The organism is Porphyrobacter sp. CACIAM 03H1, from assembly GCF_002215495.1.
GTDB lineage: Bacteria > Pseudomonadota > Alphaproteobacteria > Sphingomonadales > Sphingomonadaceae > Erythrobacter.
On record NZ_CP021378.1, the window covers coordinates 605,285 to 627,103 of the forward strand.

Below are 21,819 nucleotides of genomic sequence, written 5' to 3' on the forward strand. Positions count from 1 at the left end.
CCGAGGCACCTTCCGGTGTCGCGGATCACTCCCATTCGATGGTCCCGGGCGGCTTGCTGGTATAGTCGTAGACCACCCGGTTGATGCCCTTGACCTCGTTGACGATGCGCGTCGCGACGCGGGTGAGGAACCCGGCGTCGTAGGGGTAGACGTCCGCCGTCATTCCGTCGGTCGAGGTCACAGCGCGCAGGGCGCAGACGGAATCGTAGGTCCGCCCGTCACCCATCACGCCCACGGTCTTGACCGGCAGCAGCACCGCGAAGGCCTGCCAGATCGCGTCGTAGAGGCCCGCGTTGCGGATCTCCTCGAGATAAATCGCGTCGGCCTTCCTGAGGATGTCGCAGCGCTCCTTGGTGACCTCGCCAGGAATGCGGATCGCGAGGCCAGGGCCGGGGAAGGGGTGGCGGCCGACGAAGGCGTCGGGCAGGCCCAGTTCGCGGCCGAGATCGCGGACCTCGTCCTTGAACAGCTCGCGCAGCGGCTCGACCAGCGCCATGTTCATGCGTTCCGGCAGGCCGCCGACATTGTGGTGGCTCTTGATCGTCACCGAGGGCCCGCCGGTGAAGGACACCGATTCGATCACGTCGGGATAGAGCGTGCCCTGCGCGAGGAAATCCGCGCCGCCGATCTTCTTGGCCTCGGCCTCGAACACGTCGATGAAGGTCTTGCCGATGAACTTGCGCTTGGCCTCGGGGTCGGTGAGGCCCTTGAGGCCCCCGAGGAACAGCTCCTCGGCCTCCACGTGAACGAGCGGGATGTTGTAGTGGTTCTTGAACAGGCTGACGACCTGCTCGGCCTCGCCCAGCCGCATCAGTCCGTGGTCGACGAAGACGCAGGTCAGCTGGTCGCCGATCGCCTCGTGGATCAGCACCGCGGCGACGGCGGAATCGACGCCGCCCGAAAGGCCGCAGATCACCCGCTTGTCGCCCACCTGCTGGCGGATCTCGGCGATCTTGGTCTGGCGGAACTCGGCCATCGTCCAGTCGCCCGCAAGGCCGCAGACATGGCGCACGAAGTTGGCGATCAGACGCGCGCCGTCGGGGGTGTGGACCACCTCGGGGTGGAACTGCGTGCCGTAGAACCTGCGCGCCTCGTCGGCGATCACCGCGAAGGGCGCGCCGTCGGAGGTGGCGACGATCTCGAAACCCTCGGCGAACTGCGTCACCTTGTCGCCGTGGCTCATCCACACCTGGTGCCGCTCGCCGACTTCCCAGAGGCCGTTGAACAGGGTGCATTCGGCGGTGACGGTCAGGAAGGCGCGTCCGAACTCGCCGCCCTCTCCGGTCTCGTGCCCGGGGCGGACCTCGCCGCCCAGCTGGTGGGTCATCACCTGCTGGCCGTAGCAGATGCCGAGGATCGGCACCCCGGCCTCGAACAGCATCTGCGGCGCGCGCGGGGAGCCCTCCTCAGGCACGCTGGCGGGCGAGCCGGAAAGGATGATGCCCTTGGGCTTCAGGCGGGCGAAGGCGGCCTCGGCCTGGGTGAAGGGCGCGATCTCGGAATAGACCCCCGCCTCGCGCACGCGGCGCGCGATCAGCTGGGTCACCTGCGACCCGAAGTCGACGATCAGGATGGAATCGGGGACAGCGGACTCGCCGCTCGATCGGTGCGCGCTCATGGCGGCGGATTAAGGAGCGCGCCCCCGCCTGTCCAGCATCGCCGCACCGCCAGCGCGTGATTTTGCGGTGCAGCGCAAAACAGCCGCAGGAATTTCATGGGGTTCCCGGAAATCCGCCGCAAAAACGTTGCATTCTTTGGAACCATCCTGCCGCATTTCGCATTTGCACAAGTCTCTTGTGCGCTGCACCAGAGTTTCAAACAGCAACCGAATGCCGGTCAACGGCATCGCTTCTCCCGAAACCCTCTCTCAACCTTTCGGAGTATCCACCATGCGTTTCACTCTCCCGCTGATTGCCCTCGCCGCTCTCGCCGCCCCCGCGCTGGCTGCGCCCGCCGAGGAAGTCGTGACCGTCCGCATCGCCTATGGCGACGTCGACGTGACCACCGCCGAAGGCCGCGCCGCGCTCGAGACCCGCATCGCCGCCCAGCTGCGCAAGGCCTGCACCGTCGAAGCCGCTTCGCGCTACAGCTACGGCCGCCCCGCGGTTGACGCCAAGTGCGTCGCCGAAGCCCGCACCGCGGCGCTCGCCGAAGTCGACCGGGTCGTGGCCATGCAGGGCCGCAGCAGCGGGACCGTCGCCGCCAACTGAGCGCAAGCTCTTGTAATTGAAGCGGCCGCCGGAGCGATCCGGCGGCCGCTTTGCGTCCGACACATGATTAATTGTTGCATTTTAAGCAACTCAAATTGGTGTTTTCGCATTTGAATTGTGCGCTTGCGAACACCACTTGCCGCCCAAGCGATGCAGCGCGGGGCCTCCTCTCCAACCCCGCCGTCAGTCCGCAAGGATGCATTGCCCGGTAATCGAGGCCGAATGCGGCCCCATTGCCCGCCTGCCGGACGGCAGGACCGCCTGGCTCTCCCCCCCTCGCCAGGTCGTCGTGATCCGTCATTGCCCGGCGCTTGCGCCAGGCCCGCAGCGAAAGAGACGCGGCCGCCAACCTCCCCCCCCTGAACAGGCGGCCGCGTCTCGAGCCGCAGCCTGCTGGGATGCCTCCCGATATCGCCTTTTTCGATTGCGCTGATGAATTATTTTCAATCGAAACAGAGATTGAAAATTGCGCGCACCTGAATATATGCTGCTCTGGCCCGGGCAATCCCCTCTCTCCCCCCCTTGGGTTGCCCGGGCTCCCAACCACAACAAAACAGGGAACCAGAACCATGCGCATGATCAGCGAAAAGGCCGTCGCCTTCCTGCTCGCCGTTGTCGTCAGCGGCACCGCGTTCAACACCTTCATCGTGTAACGATCGCCCGAGCGGAGCGACAGCTTCCGGCGGCCCGGTTCCTCGCCAGAGGAGCCGGGCCGTGCCGTATCCGGGGACCTGTCAGTCGATCCCGCCGAGCCGCTCCGCCTCGGCGCGCAGATCGGTCTTGAGCAGCTTGCCGATGTGGCTGCGCGGCATTTCGGCAATCGGATGAAGCGCAGCGAGGCGCTGGGTCTTGCCGAGCCGGGCGTTGACGGCCGCGAGGATGGCCGCGGTGTCCCCGCCCTCGCGCAGCACCACGAAGCCCACTGGTGTTTCGCCCCAGGCGCGCGAGGGCACGCCGACGACCGCGGCCTCGACCACGCCCGGCTCCTTCGCCAGTTCGGCCTCTAGATCGCTGGGGTAGATGTTGAACCCGCCCGAAATGATCATGTCCTTGGCGCGGCCGACCAGTTCGACGAAGCCTTCCGCGTCCACCCGCCCGATGTCGCCCATCCGCATCCACACCTCGCCGGTCGCGGGGTCGGTCCACTGGGCCTCGGCGGTCTTTTCGGGGCGGTTCTTGTAGCCGCTCATCATGGTGAGGCTGCGGCCCACGAGATTGCCCGGGGTGCCGGGCGGCACCTCGCGGTCCTCGTCGTCGAGCACCTTGAGCTCGCTCCCCGGCGCGGGGCGGCCCACCGTGTGGAGCTTGTCGGGGAATTCGTGGCACGCCAGCAGGCACACGACGCCGCCTTCGGTCATCGAATAGATCTCGATCAGCCCGCCGGGCATCCGCCGCAGCACCTCGCGCTTGAGGTCTGCCGAGAAGGGCGCGGAGGTGCAGTATTTGAGCTTCAGGCTGGACAGATCGAACTCGTCGAAGCCGGCAAAGTCCATCAGCCGCTGGTATTGCACCGGAACGAGCATGGTGATGGTGGTGCGGTCCGCCTCGGCGTGCGCCAGCCACTTCGCGCAATCGAACTTGCCCATCACCCGCACGCAGCCCCCCGCCAGCAGAACGGGCAGGAAGGCGACCATCGTGGTGTTCGAATAGAGCGGCGTCGAGGCGAGCGAGCGCACCTCCAGCCCCGCGCCGAGGTAACTCAGGGCGGTCGCCGCGAATTGCCGCCAGCGCATCTGGTGCGAGTGGACGATGCCCTTGGGAATGCCCGTGGTGCCGCTGGAATAGATGATGTTGAAGGGGTCTTTCGGCTCCGGCGCGAACTCCGGCGCGCGGCTGCCCGGAGGGGCCATCCACTGGTCGATGCTCCCGAGCGGCACCCGGATCAGGTGGGCCATGAAGTCTGGCCCCAGCTCCGCCGCCTTGGCCGCGTCGATGAACAGGTGGATCGCGCCCGAATCCCTCGCCATGCCTTCGAGCTGCTCGGGCGAGGCGCTGGTGGTGAGCGGCGCGGCGACGCCGCCCGCGCGCACGGCGGCAAGGAACACCAGCGCGTATTCCACGGTGGAGGTGCCGAGGATCGCCACCGATTGCCCACGCTGGAGCCCCGTCTCCACCAGCCGCGCCGCCAGCCGCTCGACCAGCCCGACCAGCTCGGCCCAGTAGACCTCGCGCCTGTCGTCCCTCAGGGCGAGATCGTCGCCCTTGATGCGCGACCATTCCATCAGGATCTCGGGGAAGCTGCCGAAAGGTTCGGCAAGGCGGGCCATCATCGCATCGTTGCTCATGGCGGCCATGCATAATCGGCATGGGGGCGCGTGCAAGCCATTGCAAGGCGGCTGGCACAAGTGGCAGGAGGGCGACAAGGGAGAGGGAACCGATGATCCGCGCCATCGCCGCAGCAGTCTCCGTCACGCTGGCACTTGCCCCTGCCGCCGCGCAGGACGAAGCCGATCTCGAGCCGCCGCTGGTGGTGGCCGTGGTCGCCCATCCCGACGACGAGCTGTTCATGGCCCCCGCGCTGGCGGCGCTGGCGCGCGAGGGGCATTTCGTGCGGATCGTCCATGCGACGCCGGGCGATGCGGGGCCGGGGGTCTCGAACCTGCCCAAGGGCGCGGCCCTGGCCGAGACGCGCCGCGCCGAGGCGGACTGTTCCGGCAAGGCGCTGGGCGTGTCCGAGGTGGTGAACCTCGGCCTTCCCGACGGCAAGCTGGCCGATCACGTGCGCGACGGCTCGCTGGCGAAGACGCTGCACGATCATCTCGCCTGGGCCGACGTGGTCCTGACCTGGGGTCCGGACGGGGGATATGGTCACGCCGACCACCGTCTCGTCAGCGCGATCGCCACACAGATGGTGCAGGCCCAGCCCGAAGGCGACCGCGCGGCGCTGTTCTATGTCGCCATTCCCGCAGGCCGGCTCCCGCCGGTTGCCGAGATGCAGGACTGGGCCATGACCGACCCGAAGCTGCTGGCGGAGGGCATCGCCTACACGCCCGCCGATCTCGCTGCCGCCAGGGCCGCCGCCATGTGCCACGTCACCCAGTTTCCGGAGGCCTCGCGCGAGGGCATGATGGGCCTGTTCGACGCGACCATGTGGCGCGGGCGCGTGCATTTCCGCAAGGCCTTCTGAGCCGCCCGTCGAACGCCTCTGCACACTCGTGGAAAAGCGCCTCTTGCGGCCGTCCCGCAGTTGGGTTTCCGCGCCTTAGCCCCTATATGATGGGTCATGGACGACACCACCAACCAGACCCCCGCAAAGCTGCCCAACTCCAACGAATACGGCGCCGATTCCATCAAGGTTCTGAAGGGCCTCGATGCGGTCCGCAAGCGCCCCGGCATGTATATCGGCGACACCGACGACGGGTCGGGCCTGCATCACATGGTGTTCGAAGTCAGTGACAATGCCATCGACGAGGCGTTGGCAGGTCATTGCGACCTCGTTCTCATCGAATTGAACCCCGATGGCAGCGTTTCGGTGGAGGACAACGGCCGCGGCATTCCCACCGGCATGCACCCCGAAGAGGGCGTCTCGGCGGCGGAAGTGATCATGACCCAGCTTCACGCGGGTGGGAAATTCGAGAACACCTCGGACGACAACGCCTACAAGGTCTCGGGCGGGCTTCACGGCGTGGGCGTCTCGGTGGTGAACGCGCTTTCGGAGTGGCTCGAACTCACCATCTGGCGCGAGGGCAAGGAGCACTGGATGCGCTTTGAGCACGGCGATGCCGTCGCCCCGCTCAAGGTCGTGGGCGATGCGCCCAAGAGCGACCGCAATGCCGACGCCAACGGCTTCAAGAAGGGCACCCGCGTCACCTTCAAGGCCAGCCACGACACCTTCAAGAACGTCACCGAGTTCGATTTCGAGAAGCTCGAGCACCGCTACCGCGAGCTCGCCTTCCTCAACTCGGGCGTGCGCATCAAGCTGCGCGACCTCAGGCACGAGGAAAAGCTCGAACACGATCTCTACTATGAGGGCGGGATCGCGGCCTTCGTGAAGTATCTCGACCGCAACAAGCAGCCGCTGATCCCCTCGCCGATTGCGGTCAGCGCGGAGAAGGACGGGATCGGCATCGACGTCGCGCTGGAATGGAACGATTCCTACTACGAGAACGTCCTCGCCTTCACCAACAACATCCCGCAGCGCGATGGCGGCACCCACCTGTCGGCCTTCCGTGCGGCGCTGACCCGCACGCTCAACAACTATGCCGAGCGGTCCGGGATGCTGAAGAAGGAGAAGGTGAGCCTTGCGGGCGAGGACATGCGCGAGGGCCTGACCGCGATCGTCAGCGTCAAGCTGCCCGACCCCAAGTTCTCCAGCCAGACCAAGGACAAGCTGGTCTCCAGCGAAGTGCGCTCGCCGCTCGAGACGCTGATGGGCGAGAAGATGACCGAGTGGCTCGAGGAGAACCCGAACGAGGCTCGCGCGATCATCCAGAAGATCATCGACGCCGCCGCCGCACGGGAGGCCGCAAGGCGGGCGCGCGAGATGAGCCGCAAGGGCGCGATGAGCGTCGCCAGCCTGCCCGGCAAGCTCGCCGATTGTCAGGAGCGCGATCCGGCCAAGTCCGAACTGTTCCTCGTCGAGGGCGATTCCGCAGGCGGCTCGGCGAAGCAGGGGCGTGACCGCAAGACCCAGGCGATCCTGCCGCTCAAGGGCAAGATCCTCAACGTCGAGCGCGCGCGGTTCGACCGGATCATTTCCTCGAAGGAAGTCGGCACCCTCATCCAGGCGATGGGCACAGGCATCCGTGACGAGTTCAATCTCGAAAAGCTGCGCTACCACAAGATCGTCATCATGACCGACGCGGACGTGGACGGCGCGCATATCCGCACCCTGCTGCTGACGTTCTTCCACCGGCAGATGCCCGAGATCATCAAGGCCGGGCACCTGTTCATCGCCCAGCCGCCGCTGTTCAAGGTCGCGAAGGGGCGCAGCGAGGTCTACCTCAAGGATCAGGCCGCGCTCGACCGCTATCTTGTCGATGCCGGGCTTCAGGGCCGGGTGCTCGAGACCTCGGGTGGGGTGCGCGGCGCTGAGGAACTGCGTGCGCTGGTCGACGGGGCGCTGCGCCTAAAGAACCTGCTGGCCTTCGTGCCGCGCCGCTATGACAGCGGGATAGTCGAGCAGATGGCACTGACCGGCGCTCTGGAGCCGGGGCTGGCGGGCGAGGCGCTTGCCGCCGCGCTGGCCCGCGCCGCCGGACGGCTGGGTGCGGGCGACCGCGAGGCGCGGTGGTCCGCCTTCCAGCGCGAGGATGGGACCGTCGTGTTCGAGCGCCTGTGGCGCGGTGTCACCGACGTCCACGAGATCGACGCGCGCTTCCTCTCCAGCACCGAGGCGCACAAGCTCCACGGCCTCGCTGCCGCACAGGCCGAAGCCTATGCCGAACCGGTCAAGCTGGTGCGCGCCGGAGCCGAAGCCGAAGAGCCCGAACCCGAAGCCCCCGCCGCCGCCGATCCGCTCGCCGGCGAAGCGGAAGAGGCCGCCCCCGCTCCCGCCGCCACCTTCGACGGCACGATCAGCCGCCCCAGCCAGCTGCTCGAGGCGATCTTCGCCGCCGGGCGCAAGGGCCTCTCAATCAGCCGCTACAAGGGTCTGGGCGAGATGAACGCGGAACAATTGTGGGAAACCACGCTCGACCCGGAAGCGCGCGTGCTGCTGCAAGTGAAGGTCGAGGATGCCGACGTGACCGACGAGATCTTCACCCGCCTGATGGGCGACATCGTCGAGCCGCGCCGCGAGTTCATCCAGGACAATGCCTTGAACGTAGCCAACCTCGACGTCTAGCCACCGAAGGACTGCATGGCCGCCCACCCCCACCGCACCGAGGACCTGCAACAGGCAAGCTTCCTGATCATCCTCGCGGTGGTCAGCCTGCTGATGGCGGTGATCGTCTATCCCTTCGCCCAGCCGCTGCTGTGGGCGGCGTTGGCGGCGATCATGTTCCAGCCGCTCTACCGCACCATCCTGCGGCGCCTGCGCGGTCGTCGCAATCCGGCCGCTGGTCTTTCGCTGCTGGTGATCTTCATCCTCGTGCTGGTGCCCTTCGGCTGGATCGCGACGATGGTGATCGAGCAGGCGATCATGCTGGTGGCGACACTGCAGAAGCAGCCGCTCGATCTCGCCGCGTGGTTCGACACCTTCTACACCGCGCTCCCCGAAATCGCGCGCGATGCGGTCGACCGCAGCGGGTGGGCGGACATCACCATGATCCAGACCCGCCTTCAGGAATTCCTCACCCAGAGCGCCGGGATGATCGCCACCCAGGCAGTGACGATCGGCAGCGAGGCCCTGGGCTTCATCCTGTCCTTCGGCGTCGCGCTCTATGTGATGTTCTTCCTGCTGCGCGACGGCGAGCGGATTGGCCGCACGGTACTCTGCGCCGTCCCGGTCGAACGCAGCATTGCCGACCGTCTGGCCGAGCGTTTCCTCGGCATCGTGCGCGCGACGATCAAGGGCACGGGCGTGGTTGCGCTGGTGCAGGGCACGCTCGGTTGGATCACGCTGATGATCGCGGGCGTCCCCTCCGCGCTGCTGTTCGGGGTGGTGATGGCGATCTTCGCGCTGGTGCCGGTGATCGGATCGGGCGCGGTGTGGGTGCCGGCGGGGATCTGGCTGCTGATCTCGGGCGCGACGTGGCAGGGTCTGTTCGTGCTGCTGACCGGCTTCTTCATCATCTCCTCGGCGGACAATGTCCTGCGCCCCATCCTCGTCGGGCGCGACACCGGAATTCCCGACTGGATCATCCTCATCACTACGCTGGGCGGCATCAGCCTCGTCGGCTTTTCGGGCATCGTGCTGGGGCCGCTGGTGGCGGGGCTGTTCCTCGCCAGCTGGTCGATCCTGCGCGAACAGCGCGAGGAGGACGAGGAGGCGTCGCGCCAGGATGATATCCGGGTCGACGCCTCGGGACACACCCCCGATGCCGTGACCACCGTGGGCTGAGCCGATGCAGCCGCTCGTGACTCCGGGCTCGCAGGGCGAGGCGATCGGGCGGCTGGTGGTCGCCGGGCTGGTGGTGACGATGCTCCCCGCCCTGCCTTTCGGCGCCTACCTGATCTATCCTTTCGCGATCCTGACCACGTGGTTCCACGAGATGGGCCACGGCCTCACTGCGCTCGCGCTCCACCAGCATTTCGAGCAGCTGCTGATCTTCGCCAACGGCTCGGGCGTGGCCGAGAGCCGGGTCGACGGCGAGGCCTCGCGCTTCGTCCATGCCGCGATCGCCGCGGGCGGCCCGCTGGCGCCGAGCGCGGCGGGCGCGGGCCTGATCGTCGCCAGCGCCCACCCGCGCGCATGGCGGCCGGTGCTGTGGCTGGTGGCGGCGGCGATCCTTGCCAGCACCGGCATCTGGGTTCGTTCGGCGACGGGGTGGTGGGCCCTGCCGCTGGTGGCGGGGATCATCGGTCTCGTCGCCTTGCGCGGCTCGCCGGCCTGGACGCGTTTCAGCCTCCAGTTCCTTGGCGTGCTCGGCGCGATGAGCGCCCTGCGCGACTGGGGCTACCTGTTCACCGAACAGGTCGAGATCGGCGGGCAGGCGATGCTGTCGGATACCGGCTCGATCGCCGCCGTGCTGGGTCTGCCGCACTGGTTCTGGGCGGGGGTGATCCTCGTCGTCTCGGGCACGATGACCGGCGCGGCGCTCAAGTACGCGCTGGCGGAAAAGCGCCTGCGCCCGCCGCCGCGCAAGCTCCCCGCCAACGTGCTGCAGTTCAAGCGCGATCCGCGCCGCTGACGCTTTCGGCAGTCCCCCGCCGCGCCGCCGCGCGGTAATCTGCGGCGCATGGACACGACCGAAATCGCCGACCGGCTGGCGATCGCCGAGACCCTCGCGCTCTATTGCCGCGGGATCGACCGCTGCGACCCCGAACAGCTCGCCGCCGCCTTCACCCCCGATGCGATGATCGATTACGGGGACGGGGCAAGGCTGGTTGCCGAGGTGATTCCGGGCCTGATGGCCGGCCTCGGCGCGATGCGGCTGACCCAGCACAACATCGGCAATACCGTGATGCGGGTGGATGGCGACACCGCCCGCGCCGAGACCAATTGCGTCGCGCTCCACATCATCCCCGGGCCGGAGGGCGAGGTCGAACTGGCCGTCGGCGGACGCTATCTCGACCGGCTCGCAAAGCGCGAGGGCCGCTGGCGCATTGCCGAACGGCTCTATGTCATGGACTGGAACAGCACCCGCGCCGCGACGATGCAGCTCGAAGGCGGGCTGTTCGATAACCTCCTCCGCCGCGGCGCGCGGGGCGGAGATGACCCGGCAAGCGCGTGGTGGGGCGAGGGCTAGGATGCAACCTTCAGCGTGTTCACACCTGAAGCGTCGGCGCCCGCCTCGCCCGACAGGCCGATGAACATCGTGTCGACGATCCGCGCCAGCTTCTGCTCGGACAGCTTGTCGCCGAGATAGATCAGCGCATCTGGCAGGGTGTAGTTGCTGATCATCTGGTTGATCAGCGACAGCGCCTCGTCGATCTCGAGCCCGGCGAAGAAGCCTTCGGCCTGAGCCTCGGCGATCAGTTCGCACAGGTAGTGGTCGGCAAGATCAACGTAGGAGCGCACGCGCTCGAAGTTGGCGGCGCCCATCTCGCACAGGATCGTGAAGAAGTGCGGGTCGGCGCGGAACCGTTCCTGCGAGATCACGAAGCGGCGGCGAAAGAACTCGTACATCTTGCGCTGGGGCGGGAGGTTGCTCGACAGCACTTCCTCCATCACGGTCATGTGCGGGGCTAGCCAGGTCTGGGCGACGGCATCGAACAGATCGTCGTAATCGGCGAAAAGCGCCTCGAACCGCGCGCGGGTGAGGCCGCTTTCGGCCATCGCGACGGTCCAGGGCACCTCCGCGCCGCGCTCCTTCACGATGTCGAGCACATGGCGCGCGATGCGCTCGCGCTCGGCTTCACGGGCGGTGTCGGTCAGTGGCATCTCGCTCGCGCCTCCTCGCGCGAGCGTCAACATAGGCCAACCGCGGTCGGGATTGAAGGGCCGCTCGTCGATTTTTGTGCGACGCAGCAAGGGAAAGGCCATTGGCGCCCTGTGGGTCAGTAGCGAGGCGGGAGCGGGAAGAAGGCCGAAGTCTTGCGCTCGTAGACCGCATATTTGTTGCCCTTGGTCTTGTGGAGGTTCTTCTCCAGCAGCGGCACGCCCGACCAGCGGGTGAGCGTAAAGCTGAGGAACAGCGGCCCGATCACCGTCGCAGCGGCATACTCCCAACCCGCCGCGGCGCAGGTCAGCCAGATGCCCCACCACGCGCAGAAATCGCCGAAATAGTTCGGATGGCGGGTGTAGCGCCACAGCCCGGTGTCGAGCACGCGGCCGTGGTTCGCGGGATCGGCCTTGAAACGGGCGAGCTGCCAGTCGCCCACCCATTCGAAGAACACGCCCACGCACCACAGGGCGAAGCCTGCCCAGGCGAGCAGGGTGATCGGCGCGGGCGCGGGGCTGGCGAGGATGCCGACTTGCGCGGGGCTCGAGACCATGAACAGCAGCACCGCCTGCATCAGCCACACGCGGGTCAGCGCGGCGCGGGCGAACTGGCCCTTCTCGCGCGCGTCCTTCAGGATGCGCTTGTAACGCCGATCCTCGCCTTCCTTGCGCCAGCGCAGGAACAGGTAGATCCCGAGGCGAAAGCCCCAGGCGGCGGTCATCGCCATGATCAGCGTGGCCAGATCGCCCGGCCCGCCCGGCACGTGGAGCCAACTCGCCACGGCAAGGATGCCCATGCCCGCGCCCCAGAAGGCGTCGATGAAGGACACGTCGTCGATCTTCACGCTGATCGCCCACTGGACCAGCACCAGCACGAGAAGGACCGCGGCATTGAGCGCGAGAAGTTCAAACATCGTTGCGACCTGCGATTATATCTCTCGCCTGCTGCTCCAGCACCTTGAACCGTTCGTAATCGGGCAGCTTGGAGCGGAACCATTCGGCGATTCTGAGGAGGTCCTCGCCATAATTGCCGCTGGGGATCAAGGGCTCGCCGAAGCTGATCACCAGATTGGCATTGTCGGCGAAGGCCGGGATGATGGGAACATTGGCTGCACGTGCGATGTGGTAGAAACCGGATTTCCACTTGCCGTCCGTCTTGCGCGTTCCTTCGCAGGCGATCACCAGCGCCAGCTCGTCGCGGCGGGCGAATTCGGCGGCGACCTGCTCGGTGGCGTTGAGGCGGCTGCGGCGGTCGACGGGGATGCCGCCCATGTCGAGCATGAAGTTCCTCATCACGCCCTTGAACAGCGTGTGCTTGCCCATGAAGTTCGGCCTGATGCCCTCCTCGTGGGTGGCACCGGTGAAGAAAACGAAGTCCCAGTTCGAGGTGTGCGGCGCCCCCGCGATCACGCACTTGCGAACGCCTTTCGGGAAGGCACCCTCGATCTTCCAGCCCTTGATGTACCAGATCGCGAGGATGATCCGGCGCACGATGCGCGAGAGCAGCGTCGGCGCGCGCTCCGGCACGGGGGTGATCGGTGTATGCAAGATGCGCCCCTCCCAAAGGCAGGCCCTTGTGGCCTAACTTGGGTTAGCTACGCAAGTGGGTGGGGGAGGGTTTCAGACCGCTGACGTTCCTACATCCTGAACACGCCGAAGGCGGGGCGCTCGGCGATCGGGGCCTCGAGACAGGCGGCGAAAGCGAGGCCGAGGACGTCGCGGGTTTGCACCGGGTCCACGACCCCGTCGTCCCACAGGCGGGCGGTGGCGTAGTAGGGGTTGCCCTCGTCCTCGTATTTCTGGCGGATCGGCGCCTTGAAGGCCTCGGCCTCGTCCGGCGTCCAGCTGTCGGCGTCGCGGTGGACGGTGGCTAGGACGCTCGCCGCCTGCTCGCCGCCCATCACCGAGATGCGCGCATTGGGCCAGGTGAACAGGAAGCGCGGGCTATAGGCGCGTCCGCACATCCCGTAGTTCCCCGCCCCGAAGCTGCCGCCGATCACCACGGTGACCTTGGGGACGGTCGCGGTTGCGACCGCGGTGACGAGCTTCGCGCCATGCTTGGCGATGCCTTCCGCCTCGTATTTTCCGCCGACCATGAAGCCCGAAATGTTCTGGAGGAACAGCAGCGGGATGCGCCGCTGGCAGGCGAGCTCGATGAAATGCGCGCCCTTCTGCGCGCTCTCGGAGAACAGCACCCCGTTGTTGGCGAGGATCGCCACGGGCATCCCCCAGATATGGGCAAAGCCGCAGACGAGGGTGGCGCCGTAATGCGCCTTGAACTCGTGGAACTCGGATGCGTCGACGAGGCGCGCGATCACTTCCTTCACGTCATAGGGCGCGCGCACATCCTCGGGAATGAGGGCGTAGAGGTCCTCCGCGTCGAACTTCGGCGGCCTTGGCTCCCGCAAGCCGTTCGTGTCGAGCGAAGTCGAGACACACCCCAGACCCCGGTTCTCGACTGCGCTCGAACCGAACGGGGAATTGAGGTGCGAGACGATATCGCGCACGATGGTGAGCGCGTGCTCGTCGTTCTCGGCGAGGTGGTCGACCACGCCCGATTTCTTCGCGTGCAGGTCGCCGCCGCCGAGGTCCTCCGCGCTGATCTCCTCGCCCGTCGCGGCCTTCACTAGCGGCGGGCCGGCGAGGAAGATCGTGCCCTGGTTGCGGACGATCACCGTCTCGTCGGACATGGCGGGGACATAGGCGCCCCCGGCAGTGCAGGAGCCCATCACGCAGGCGATCTGCGGGATGCCGAGCGCGCTCATGTTGGCCTGGTTGAAGAAGATCCGCCCGAAGTGGTCGCGGTCGGGGAAGACCTCCGCCTGGTGCGGCAGGTTCGCACCGCCGGAGTCCACCAGATAGATGCACGGCAGGCGGTTCTCCTGCGCGATCTCCTGCGCGCGCAGGTGCTTCTTGACCGTCATCGGGTAGTAGGTGCCGCCCTTCACGGTTGCATCGTTGCACACGATCATGCACTGGCGGCCCGAGACACGCCCGACCCCGCAGATGATCGAGGCGCCGTTGACGTCGCCCTCGTACATGCCGTTCGCGGCCAGTTGCCCGATCTCGAGGAAGGGCGAGCCCGGATCGAGCAGCCGCTCCACCCGCTCGCGGGGGAGCAGCTTGCCGCGGCTGACGTGCCGCTCGCGATGCTTCTCCGGCCCGCCCAATGCGGCCTCGGCCACCCGTGCGCGGAGTTCCTGCGCGAGGGTGCGGTTGTGCGCAAAGCGAGCCTTGGCCTCGGGGCTCTCGCGGTCGAGTTTTGTCGAAAGGGTGGGGGCGGTCATGGCCTTGCGACCCGATCCATGTAATGCATGATGCCTGTCGTGAAGCCCTCCTGTCCGCGTTCCGTGTAGGGAACTGCCGTCAGAAGGGACCAGCCCTGCACATAGAACTGATTGAGCTTGGCCCGCAGAAAATCGGGGTTGGGGATAGAGTGCCCTTCCGACGCGAGGTGGTAATCCCAGGCCAGAAATTCCTTGTTCGTGCTCATGCTTGCGCCCCGATCAATTCCCGTCCGATCAGCATCCGCCTGATCTCGTTCGTCCCCGCGCCGATGTCGAGCAGCTTGGCGTCGCGCATATAGCGCTCCACCGGCCAATCGGTCGTGTAGCCCGCGCCGCCCAGCGCCTGGACGCTCTCGGCCGCGACGCGGAAGGCGTTTTCGGACGCCAGCAGGATCACCCCTGCCGCATCGAAGCGCGTCGTCTGCCCAGCATCGCAGGCCTTCGCCACCGCATAGGTGTAGGCGCGGGCCGATTGCAGGGCGACATACATGTCGGCGACCTTGGCCTGCATCAGCTGGAAGCTGCCGATGGGCTTCCCGAACTGCCTCCTCTCGCGCAGGTAGGGGATCACCGTGTCGAGGCACGCCTGCATGATGCCAAGCTGAAGGCCCGCAAGCACCACGCGCTCGTAATCGAGTCCGCTCATCAGCACACCGACACCGCCGTTGACCGGGCCCATGACGCGCTCCTCGGCGATGAAGCAATCGCTGAACACCAGCTCGGCGGTGGGCGAGCCCTTCATGCCCACCTTGCTGATCTTCTGGCCGATGGAAAAACCCTCGTCGCCCTTCTCGATCAGGAAGGCGGTGATGCCGCGGCTGCCCGCGTGGCCGTCGGTCTTGGCATAGACCACCAGCGTGTCGGCCTCGGGGGCGTTGGTGATCCAGAACTTGGTGCCGTTCAGCACATAGCCGCCCTGTACCGCGTCGGCCTTGAGCTTCATCGAGACCACGTCCGACCCCGCGCCCGCTTCGGACATGGCAAGGCTGCCCACGTGTTCGCCCGAGATCAGCTTGGGCAGATATTTCGCCTTCTGCTCGTCATTCCCCCAGCGGCGGATCTGGTTGAGGCAGAGGTTCGAGTGGGCGCCATAGGACAGGCCGACGCTGGCGCTCGCCCGCGACACTTCCTCGACTGCGATCACGTGTTCCAGATAGCCGAGGCCGAGCCCGCCCCATTCCTCTTCCACCGTGATGCCGTGCAAGCCCAGCGCGCCCATCGGCTCCCACAGCTCGCGGGGAAAGCGGTCCTCGCGGTCGGTGCGCTCGGCGAGCGGGGCGATCTGCTCGTCGGCGAAGCGGGCGGCGCTGTCGCGGATCATCTCGGCGGCCTCGCCGAGCTGGAAGTCGAAATCAGGGGTGGCGCGCATGAATCGTTCCTCGCCGGGCAATGATTGTTCTGCGGCCTCGCATAGCAAGGGTGAGCGCAAAGGCCAATCGGGGACGCTGGCGCGCAGGGTCGAACCTCGCTAATCCTCACTGCGAATGACGACCGCCTCGCCCCTGCTCCGCTTCGACGGGGTGATCTGCCGCTTCGGCGAGGTCACGGCGGTTCGCGGCGTCACCTGCGACATCGCCCAAGGCAGCTTCGTCGCACTGGTGGGCGCCTCGGGATCGGGCAAGTCGACGCTGCTCAAGACCGTGAACACGCTCGTCACCCCGAGCGAGGGCCGCGTGCTGTTCGGTGGCGACGACGTGACCACGCTGCCGCCCGCCCGCCTGCGCCGCCGCGTGGGGTACGTCTTCCAGGGCATTGGCCTGTTCCCGCATTTCTCGGTCGGCGAGAACATCGCCATCGGCCCGCGCCTTGCCGGCGAGAAGCTGCCGCCCGAGCGTATCGCCGAACTGCTGCGGCTGGTGGAGCTCGACCCCGCCTTCGCCGCGCGGATGCCAGACGAACTCTCCGGCGGGCAGCGCCAGCGGGTGGGCGTGGCGCGCGCGCTGGCGGGCGGGCCGGAGCTGCTCATCATGGACGAGCCCTTCGGCGCGCTCGATCCGCTCACGCGCGACGCGCTTGGCCGCAAGGTCCGCGAACTGCACGAGACATTGGGCCTCACCACGGTGATGGTGACGCACGACATGGCCGAGGCGCTTCTGCTCGCCGACCGGGTGCTGGTGATGGACGCAGGCGCGCTGGTCGCCGACGAGACCCCGCGCGCGCTGCTGGCAGGGGAAGGCGGAGCGGTCGCGCAGCGTCTCGCCAGCGTCCCGCGCGAACAGGCCGAGCGGCTGGCGGCGATGGAAGCGCCCGAGGGGCAAGGGGCCTGATGCAGGGCATCTGGGACATCCTTCCCGGCCTCGGCGACAAGCTGGCGGCACACGTCGTGCTCTCGGCCAGCGCGATCGGGCTCGCTATGGTGATCGCCCTGCCGCTGGCGGTGTGGGCGGGGCGCTCGCCGATGGTCTCGCGGCTTGCCCTAAGCTTTGCGAGCCTCGTCCAGACCATCCCCGCGCTCGCGCTGCTGGCGCTGTTCTTCCCGCTTCTGCTGTCGCTTCGGGCCGTGTTCGGCGAGGGGCTGCCGACCCTCGGCTTCCTCCCGGCGCTGATGGCGCTGACGCTTTACGCGCTGCTGCCGATCCTCAGGAACGCGGTGACGGCGCAGGCCAATCTCGATCCCGGCGTGCTTGAGGCTGCGGACGGCGTCGGCATGACCAAGTGGCAGAAGCTGGTGCTGGTCGAAGCGCCCCTTTCGGCCCCCTTCATTATGGCCGGCATCCGCACCGCGAGCGTGTGGACGATCGGCGCGGCGACGCTCGCCACCACCATCGGGCAGCCGAGCCTCGGCGATCCGATTTTCGCCGGCCTCCAGACCCAGAACTGGGCGCTGGTGGTCGCGGGGTGCCTGGTGAGCGCAGGGCTGGCGCTGGTGGCGGACTGGCTCCTTTGGTGGATCGAACGCGGCATCGACGAGCGGCGGCGCTGGAAATGGGCGGGTGCCCTGATGGCGGTGGTGGCGGGGGTCACCGCCGCACTCGCATCCCAGGCGGACGGCGAGGACAGGGACACCATCGTCATCGCCGCCAAGTCCTTCTCCGAGCAGTATATCCTTGCGCAATTGATCGGCCAGCGGCTCGAGGCGGCGGGCTATGCAGTCGAATATCGCGACGGGCTGGGGAGCGCCGTGGTGCACTCGGCGGTGGCGAATTCGAGCGTCGACATCTCGGTCGACTACACCGGCACGATCTGGACCAATTACCTCAAGCGCACCGACAACCCGGGGCGCGAGGCGATGTACACGACCATCCGCGACTGGGAGATGCGCGAGAACAAGGTCAGGGTGCTGGGCCGCCTCGGCTTCGAGAACGCCTATGCCTTCGCCATGCGGCAGGACCGCGCCTCCGCGCTCGGCGTTGCCAGCCTCGCCGATCTCGTCGCGGTCGGACCGCGGCTGACCGTCGGCGGCGACCCCGAGTTCTTCGAGCGGCCCGAATGGATCGCGGTGCGCGATGCCTATGGGCTGCGGTTCGGCGAGACGCGCAATTTCGCACCGACCTTCATGTACAACGCGCTGGCCTCGGGCGAGGCGGACGTGATCAGCGCCTACACCTCGGACGGGCGGATCGCGGCTGACAAGCTGGTGGTGCTTGCCGACCCCGAAGGTGCGCTGCCAAGCTACGATGCGCTGCTCATGCTCAGCCCGCGCATCTCCGGGGACGAAGGCGTGCTGGCCGCGCTCCGCCCGCTGATCGGCGCGATCAGCGTCGAGGCGATGCGTGAGGCGAACTTCGCCGTCGACCGCGAGGATGCGGGCAAGCTGACCCCGAAACAGGCGGCGGCGGAACTGGCGAAAAAGGCGGGGCTCTAGTCTCCGCCACCGAGTCCCGATCCGGTCGCGCCGCGACCGCAAGGCCAACCGGCCGCCAGCAGCGATGCGATCGTCAGATCGCGTGAGCGAGGAAATCGCGGGCCGGATGGCCCGCGCCAATCACGACGCCTTCTTCCACACCTGCGTCTGGCACAGCGGGCCGAAGCAGCCCTTCACCTCCAGCGTGCCGCCGTCCTTGCGGCGCACTTCGGAGGTGTAGGTGCGCCCGCTCTTGGGATCGTAGACCTGCCCGCGCCACACCCCGGCATCTTCGGTGAGACCGTAGAGGATCGGGGTGCCGATGAGCTTGCGGCTGCGCTTGTCCGGATCGGCGTTGTTGACGTCGCGCTGGTCGGCGCCGCCGGCGGGCATCACCAGAAAGCGTTCGATCCGTCCGCACAGCGACTTGCCGCACTTGGCGATCGCCACCACCGCGTCCTTCTCGCCCGTCACCCAGCGCCCGGTGATCGGCCCGCTCGCCAGTGCGGGCGAAGCCATCGCGGCAAGGCCAGCCGCCAGCGCCAACACGCGTCCCTTCGTCATCGTCATCCTCGTCATCCTCATGCGAACCCCACCCCGAACGGCCAGCGCCGCCCGCAGATCCCGAGCACCTTGAAAAGCGTGCCCATCTGGTTGTCCTCCACCAGCCGGTCGCGCTGGCGCTGGATCTTCTGGCCTTCCTTGGGATTGCGACGCTGGAGCGCCTCCATGCGCGTGTCGATGCCCATCTGGCGCAGCCATTCGCCCTGGTAGGTGAGACCCATCACGTCGGCGCCGTGATCCTCGGCGACCTGTTTCAGCAGTTCGAAATCGACGTGGGCGGTAATGTCGGCCTCGCCCGGGTGGGCGAATACATCGACCTTCTGGTGCGCCTTCAGTGCCTGAAGGGTGGAACCCGAGCGCAGCTCGAGGTGGCCGTAATCGATCACCAGCGCCGCGCCGCCCTGCTCCTTCAGGCGGCGGGCGATCTCGGCCATCAGCGCGACCGCGGCGGGGCTGGTCTCGATCATCGCGCCCTGCGCGGCGCTGGTCCAGCTGGGCGGGACGATGTGGTCCATCCGCTCCTTGCCGGCGACGAAGGTGAAGTTGTCGCCATCAAGCCCGACCATCCTGTCGAACCAGCCGTCGGCGGAGCGCACCAGCTGGTGGATCGGCAGCGCGTCGAAGAATTCGTTGGCGACGATCAGCAGCGGGGCATCTTCGGGCAGGGTCGAAAGATCGTGGTGGTGGTGACAATCGGGGAAGGCCTCGCGCTGGATTTTCCGGAGGCTCGCCGAGGTCTCGACGAAGTGGACTTCCGGCGCGAATTCATAGCGCGCCGCCGCCCCGATCGCGTCCTTCGCCAGCGTGCCGCGCCCGGGGCCGAGCTCGACATAGTGGATGCGCTTGCGGCTGCCCATGCGCACCCAAAGGTCGGCCAGCCACAACCCGATCAGTTCGCCGAACATCTGGCTGATCTCGGGCGCGGTGATGAAATCGCCCTGTTCGCCGAGCGGATCGCGGCTGGCGTAGTAGCGCGCGTTGCTCTCGCCCATGAACTGCGCGAGGCTGACGGGGCCGGTCTCGCGGATCAGGCGCTTCATCGTGGCGGGCACATCGACCTGCGCGCGGGCGAGCATTTCCGCCTCGAGCCGCGCCTGTTCGGCCGCGGCCGCCTCGGCGGCGGCACGTTCGGCGGCAGCGGCAGCCTCGGCCTCGGCGGCGATCCGGGCAGCTTCGGCGGCGGCGGCTTCCTCGGCCTCGCGGCGGGCCTGTTCCTCGGCGGCAAGGCGGGCCGCTTCTTCGGCTTCCTTGCGGGCCTTCTCCTCGGCCTCGGCCTTCGCTTTCGCTTCTGCTTCGCGGCGGGCCTTCTCCTCGGCGGCGCGACGCGCCTTTTCCTCGGCCGCGGCCTTCGCGCGCGCTTCGGCTTCCGCCTTGGCCTTCGCCTTGGCTTCGGCCCTTGCGCGGGCTTCGGCTTCCTTCTTCAGCCGGGCTTCCTCGGCAGCCCGGGCCTTGGCTTCGGCCTCGGCTTTCGCGCGGGCCTCGGCGATGCGGCGCGCCTCCTCCTCGGCGCGGGCGCGCTCGGCGGCTTCGGCCGCCTCGGCCTCGCGGCGCGCGCGTTCCTCGACCTCGCGGCGGGCCTTTTCCTCGGCTTCCGCGCGCGCCTTGGCTTCCTTTCGCGCCTGAGCCTCGGCAGCAGCCTTCGCGCGCGCTTCCGCTTCGGCGCGGGCGCGTGCCTCGGCCTCTGCCTGCTTCCTTGCGCGGGCCTCGGCGGCGGCTTTCTCGCGTGCCTCGCGCTCGGCGCGGGCGCGTGCTTCGGCCTCGGCCTTCTCCCGGGCGCGGGCTTCCCTCAGGGCGCGCGAGCGTTCCTCGGCCTCGGCCTTGGCACGGGCGAGGCTCTCGGCCTTCTCGCGCGCGGCGGCCTCGGCGCGGGCCTTGGCGGCGGCGCGGGCGGCATCGCGCGGGTTGACCGCCGGCGCGCCGGCATCGGGCTCGGGGTCGATCAGCCGGAGCGCGCTTTTCCAGACGCGCGCCGACCCGCCCGCTCCGGCCTTCAGGCCGGTGCCGCCGTCCCCGCGCCCAGCGGCTTCTTCCGCAGCGCGTAGATCACGACAATCAATCCAGTCAGGATAAGCGGTATGGTCAGCCATTGGCCCATCGATAGCCCTGTCCGGGCGGCAAAGTCAGCCAGTTGTTGATCCGGCTCGCGGAAAAATTCGTTGACGAAGCGGGCAATTCCCATGCCGAGCGTGAACACGCCCGCCAGCAGGCCCGGGCGATAGCGGGCGCGGGTGAACCAGAACAGAACCATCATGATGACCAGCATCGCAAGCCCCTCGAGCCCGGCCTGGTAGAGCTGGCTGGGATGGCGCGGCAGTTCTGCGGGATCGCTCGGGAAGATCATCGCCCACGGCACGTCGGTCGGCCCGCGGCCGTAGAGCTCGCCGTTGATGAAGTTCGCCAGCCGCCCGAGCAGCATCCCCATCGGCACCCCGACGCTCACGTAATCGACCACGCGGATGAAGTTGAGCCTGCCCTGCCACGACACCCACGCCATCGCCACGGTCACGCCGATCAGGCCGCCGTGGAAGCTCATCCCCCCGTCCCACAGGCGCAGCAGCTTCCACGAGATGAATCCGTCGCCCGAGAAATCGGTGAAGGCCGAGGGGATTCCGGTGTCGCCCCCGGTGTAGAACAGCGCATAGCCCAGGCGCCCGCCGAGGATCACGCCGAGCGTGCAGTAGAAGAACAGGTCGTCGGCATGGCGCTGCGCCATCGGTGCGCCGGGGGCCTTGAGCATCTTCGAGGTGTGCCAATAGGCGAAGATCACCCCGAAGAGATAGGCGAGCGAGTAGAACCGCAGGGTGAAGAACCCCAGCTCGATGCCGGGCTTCAGACCCAGATCGGTCCAGTAGATCGGATCGGCAGCGGCGCCGCTTGCGGCAAGTAGTGACAGCACGGGGCGAACCTCTTATTGCAATGATATGCCGTAACGGTGGTCCCGAAACGGCCCCGGTCGCGCTGGCGCTTCTGGCACAGCATCCGGGGCAGGGGAAGGGGCACGGGATCGCCAGAACGGAATGGGACAGGCATTCGGGACGGGTCGCACCC

At 67.6% G+C, this 21,819-nt stretch carries 20 protein-coding genes; 9 read left to right on the top strand and 11 right to left on the bottom strand.

Annotated features, from left to right (window positions below; genetic code table 11):
* Positions 1–25: 25 nt before the first annotated feature.
* Complete coding sequence (guaA, locus tag CBR61_RS02970; protein ID WP_088913023.1) at positions 26–1,618, bottom strand: glutamine-hydrolyzing GMP synthase; 1,593 nt, start codon at positions 1,616–1,618, stop codon at positions 26–28.
* A gap of 271 nt (positions 1,619–1,889) precedes the next feature.
* Between guaA and CBR61_RS02975 the strand changes: the two genes are divergently transcribed.
* Entirely contained in the window at positions 1,890–2,210 is a 321-nt protein-coding gene (locus tag CBR61_RS02975) for a UrcA family protein (RefSeq protein WP_157696475.1), read from the top strand.
* Between the two features lie 398 nt (positions 2,211–2,608).
* A complete protein-coding gene (locus tag CBR61_RS16710) occupies positions 2,609–2,863 on the top strand; it encodes a hypothetical protein (RefSeq protein WP_157696476.1) in 255 nt (84 codons plus the stop codon).
* Positions 2,864–2,944: 81 nt separating this feature from the next.
* Here the strand turns inward: CBR61_RS16710 and CBR61_RS02980 are convergent, their stop codons facing one another.
* Positions 2,945–4,504, bottom strand: coding sequence for a class I adenylate-forming enzyme family protein (locus tag CBR61_RS02980; protein WP_088913025.1), 1,560 nt, complete (start codon positions 4,502–4,504; stop codon positions 2,945–2,947).
* 83 nt (positions 4,505–4,587) lie between these two features.
* Here CBR61_RS02980 and CBR61_RS02985 point away from each other — a divergent pair, with 83 nt between their 5' ends.
* From CBR61_RS02985 to CBR61_RS03005, 5 genes are all read left to right on the top strand, one after another.
* Positions 4,588–5,337 carry a PIG-L family deacetylase gene (locus CBR61_RS02985; protein WP_157696477.1) on the top strand — a complete coding sequence of 250 codons (750 nt, stop codon included), beginning with the start codon at positions 4,588–4,590 and terminating at the stop codon, positions 5,335–5,337.
* Between the two features lie 96 nt (positions 5,338–5,433).
* Positions 5,434–7,995, top strand: a complete 2,562-nt coding sequence (gyrB, locus tag CBR61_RS02990; protein WP_088913027.1) for a DNA topoisomerase (ATP-hydrolyzing) subunit B — start codon at positions 5,434–5,436, stop codon at positions 7,993–7,995.
* 15 nt (positions 7,996–8,010) lie between these two features.
* Positions 8,011–9,153 carry an AI-2E family transporter gene (locus CBR61_RS02995; protein ID WP_088913028.1) on the top strand — a complete coding sequence of 381 codons (1,143 nt, stop codon included), beginning with the start codon at positions 8,011–8,013 and terminating at the stop codon, positions 9,151–9,153.
* A gap of 4 nt (positions 9,154–9,157) precedes the next feature.
* Positions 9,158–9,943, top strand: a complete 786-nt coding sequence (locus CBR61_RS03000; RefSeq protein ID WP_088913029.1) for a M50 family metallopeptidase — start codon at positions 9,158–9,160, stop codon at positions 9,941–9,943.
* Positions 9,944–9,991: 48 nt separating this feature from the next.
* Entirely contained in the window at positions 9,992–10,501 is a 510-nt protein-coding gene (locus CBR61_RS03005; RefSeq protein WP_088913030.1) for a nuclear transport factor 2 family protein, read from the top strand.
* Here CBR61_RS03005 and CBR61_RS03010 read toward each other — a convergent pair.
* The 6 genes from CBR61_RS03010 to CBR61_RS03035 form a co-directional block, all read right to left on the bottom strand.
* Positions 10,498–11,136 (bottom strand): TetR/AcrR family transcriptional regulator, encoded by a 639-nt coding sequence (locus tag CBR61_RS03010; protein WP_088915418.1) that lies wholly within the window; start codon positions 11,134–11,136, stop codon positions 10,498–10,500. The genes CBR61_RS03005 and CBR61_RS03010 overlap by 4 nt on opposite strands.
* A 116-nt stretch (positions 11,137–11,252) precedes the next feature.
* Entirely contained in the window at positions 11,253–12,050 is a 798-nt protein-coding gene (locus CBR61_RS03015; RefSeq protein ID WP_088913031.1) for a DUF1295 domain-containing protein, read from the bottom strand.
* The gene (locus CBR61_RS03020) at positions 12,043–12,684 is read right to left on the bottom strand and encodes a lysophospholipid acyltransferase family protein (RefSeq protein WP_233996825.1); all 642 of its coding nucleotides are present in this window, start codon (positions 12,682–12,684) and stop codon (positions 12,043–12,045) included. Before CBR61_RS03020 ends, CBR61_RS03015 begins: the two co-directional genes overlap by 8 nt.
* Positions 12,685–12,773: 89 nt before the next feature.
* On the bottom strand, positions 12,774–14,423 hold the full coding sequence (locus CBR61_RS03025; protein ID WP_088913032.1) for a carboxyl transferase domain-containing protein: 1,650 nt from the start codon (positions 14,421–14,423) through the stop codon (positions 12,774–12,776).
* Positions 14,420–14,629 (bottom strand): hypothetical protein, encoded by a 210-nt coding sequence (locus CBR61_RS03030; protein ID WP_088913033.1) that lies wholly within the window; start codon positions 14,627–14,629, stop codon positions 14,420–14,422. The genes CBR61_RS03025 and CBR61_RS03030 overlap by 4 nt, the downstream gene beginning before the upstream one ends.
* The gene (locus CBR61_RS03035; RefSeq protein ID WP_088913034.1) at positions 14,626–15,792 is read right to left on the bottom strand and encodes an isovaleryl-CoA dehydrogenase; all 1,167 of its coding nucleotides are present in this window, start codon (positions 15,790–15,792) and stop codon (positions 14,626–14,628) included. The genes CBR61_RS03030 and CBR61_RS03035 overlap by 4 nt, the downstream gene beginning before the upstream one ends.
* A 115-nt stretch (positions 15,793–15,907) precedes the next feature.
* On the opposite strand from CBR61_RS03035, the gene CBR61_RS03040 reads away from it, so the two are divergent.
* Positions 15,908–16,690: an ATP-binding cassette domain-containing protein gene (locus CBR61_RS03040; RefSeq protein WP_088913035.1), complete on the top strand. Its 783-nt coding sequence runs from the start codon at positions 15,908–15,910 to the stop codon at positions 16,688–16,690.
* Positions 16,690–18,228, top strand: a complete 1,539-nt coding sequence (locus tag CBR61_RS03045; protein WP_088913036.1) for an ABC transporter permease/substrate-binding protein — start codon at positions 16,690–16,692, stop codon at positions 18,226–18,228. Before CBR61_RS03040 ends, CBR61_RS03045 begins: the two co-directional genes overlap by 1 nt.
* Before the next feature lie 120 nt (positions 18,229–18,348).
* Here CBR61_RS03045 and CBR61_RS03050 read toward each other — a convergent pair whose 3' ends face one another.
* Genes CBR61_RS03050 through lgt form a run of 3 tightly spaced genes read right to left on the bottom strand, consistent with a single transcriptional unit; the run spans position 18,349 to position 21,667 of the window.
* Positions 18,349–18,777: a DUF2147 domain-containing protein gene (locus CBR61_RS03050; RefSeq protein WP_233996826.1), complete on the bottom strand. Its 429-nt coding sequence runs from the start codon at positions 18,775–18,777 to the stop codon at positions 18,349–18,351.
* A gap of 11 nt (positions 18,778–18,788) precedes the next feature.
* Positions 18,789–20,858 (bottom strand): class I SAM-dependent methyltransferase, encoded by a 2,070-nt coding sequence (locus CBR61_RS17260; RefSeq protein WP_324616827.1) that lies wholly within the window; start codon positions 20,856–20,858, stop codon positions 18,789–18,791.
* Positions 20,762–21,667, bottom strand: coding sequence for a prolipoprotein diacylglyceryl transferase (gene lgt / locus CBR61_RS03065; RefSeq protein ID WP_088913037.1), 906 nt, complete (start codon positions 21,665–21,667; stop codon positions 20,762–20,764). Before lgt ends, CBR61_RS17260 begins: the two co-directional genes overlap by 97 nt.
* Between the last annotated feature and the right edge of the window lie 152 nt (positions 21,668–21,819).

Excerpts from the sequence above, each read along its gene's own strand:
- CBR61_RS02975 (WP_157696475.1), top strand. The coding sequence starts at position 1,890 with ATGCGTTTCACTCTCCCGCTGATTGCCCTCGCCGCTCTCGCCGCCCCC.
- CBR61_RS02980 (WP_088913025.1), bottom strand. The coding sequence starts at position 4,504 with ATGGCCGCCATGAGCAACGATGCGATGATGGCCCGCCTTGCCGAACCT.
- CBR61_RS03010 (WP_088915418.1), bottom strand. The coding sequence starts at position 11,136 with ATGCCACTGACCGACACCGCCCGTGAAGCCGAGCGCGAGCGCATCGCG.
- guaA (WP_088913023.1), bottom strand. The coding sequence starts at position 1,618 with ATGAGCGCGCACCGATCGAGCGGCGAGTCCGCTGTCCCCGATTCCATC.
- CBR61_RS03005 (WP_088913030.1), top strand. The coding sequence starts at position 9,992 with ATGGACACGACCGAAATCGCCGACCGGCTGGCGATCGCCGAGACCCTC.
- CBR61_RS03025 (WP_088913032.1), bottom strand. The coding sequence starts at position 14,423 with ATGACCGCCCCCACCCTTTCGACAAAACTCGACCGCGAGAGCCCCGAG.
- CBR61_RS02985 (WP_157696477.1), top strand. The coding sequence starts at position 4,588 with ATGATCCGCGCCATCGCCGCAGCAGTCTCCGTCACGCTGGCACTTGCC.
- CBR61_RS03000 (WP_088913029.1), top strand. The coding sequence starts at position 9,158 with ATGCAGCCGCTCGTGACTCCGGGCTCGCAGGGCGAGGCGATCGGGCGG.
- CBR61_RS03050 (WP_233996826.1), bottom strand. The coding sequence starts at position 18,777 with ATGACGATGACGAAGGGACGCGTGTTGGCGCTGGCGGCTGGCCTTGCC.
- CBR61_RS03030 (WP_088913033.1), bottom strand. The coding sequence starts at position 14,629 with ATGAGCACGAACAAGGAATTTCTGGCCTGGGATTACCACCTCGCGTCG.
- CBR61_RS02995 (WP_088913028.1), top strand. The coding sequence starts at position 8,011 with ATGGCCGCCCACCCCCACCGCACCGAGGACCTGCAACAGGCAAGCTTC.
- CBR61_RS03040 (WP_088913035.1), top strand. The coding sequence starts at position 15,908 with ATGACGACCGCCTCGCCCCTGCTCCGCTTCGACGGGGTGATCTGCCGC.
- CBR61_RS16710 (WP_157696476.1), top strand. The coding sequence starts at position 2,609 with ATGCCTCCCGATATCGCCTTTTTCGATTGCGCTGATGAATTATTTTCA.
- CBR61_RS17260 (WP_324616827.1), bottom strand. The coding sequence starts at position 20,858 with ATGGCTGACCATACCGCTTATCCTGACTGGATTGATTGTCGTGATCTA.
- CBR61_RS03045 (WP_088913036.1), top strand. The coding sequence starts at position 16,690 with ATGCAGGGCATCTGGGACATCCTTCCCGGCCTCGGCGACAAGCTGGCG.
- CBR61_RS03015 (WP_088913031.1), bottom strand. The coding sequence starts at position 12,050 with ATGTTTGAACTTCTCGCGCTCAATGCCGCGGTCCTTCTCGTGCTGGTG.
- gyrB (WP_088913027.1), top strand. The coding sequence starts at position 5,434 with ATGGACGACACCACCAACCAGACCCCCGCAAAGCTGCCCAACTCCAAC.
- CBR61_RS03035 (WP_088913034.1), bottom strand. The coding sequence starts at position 15,792 with ATGCGCGCCACCCCTGATTTCGACTTCCAGCTCGGCGAGGCCGCCGAG.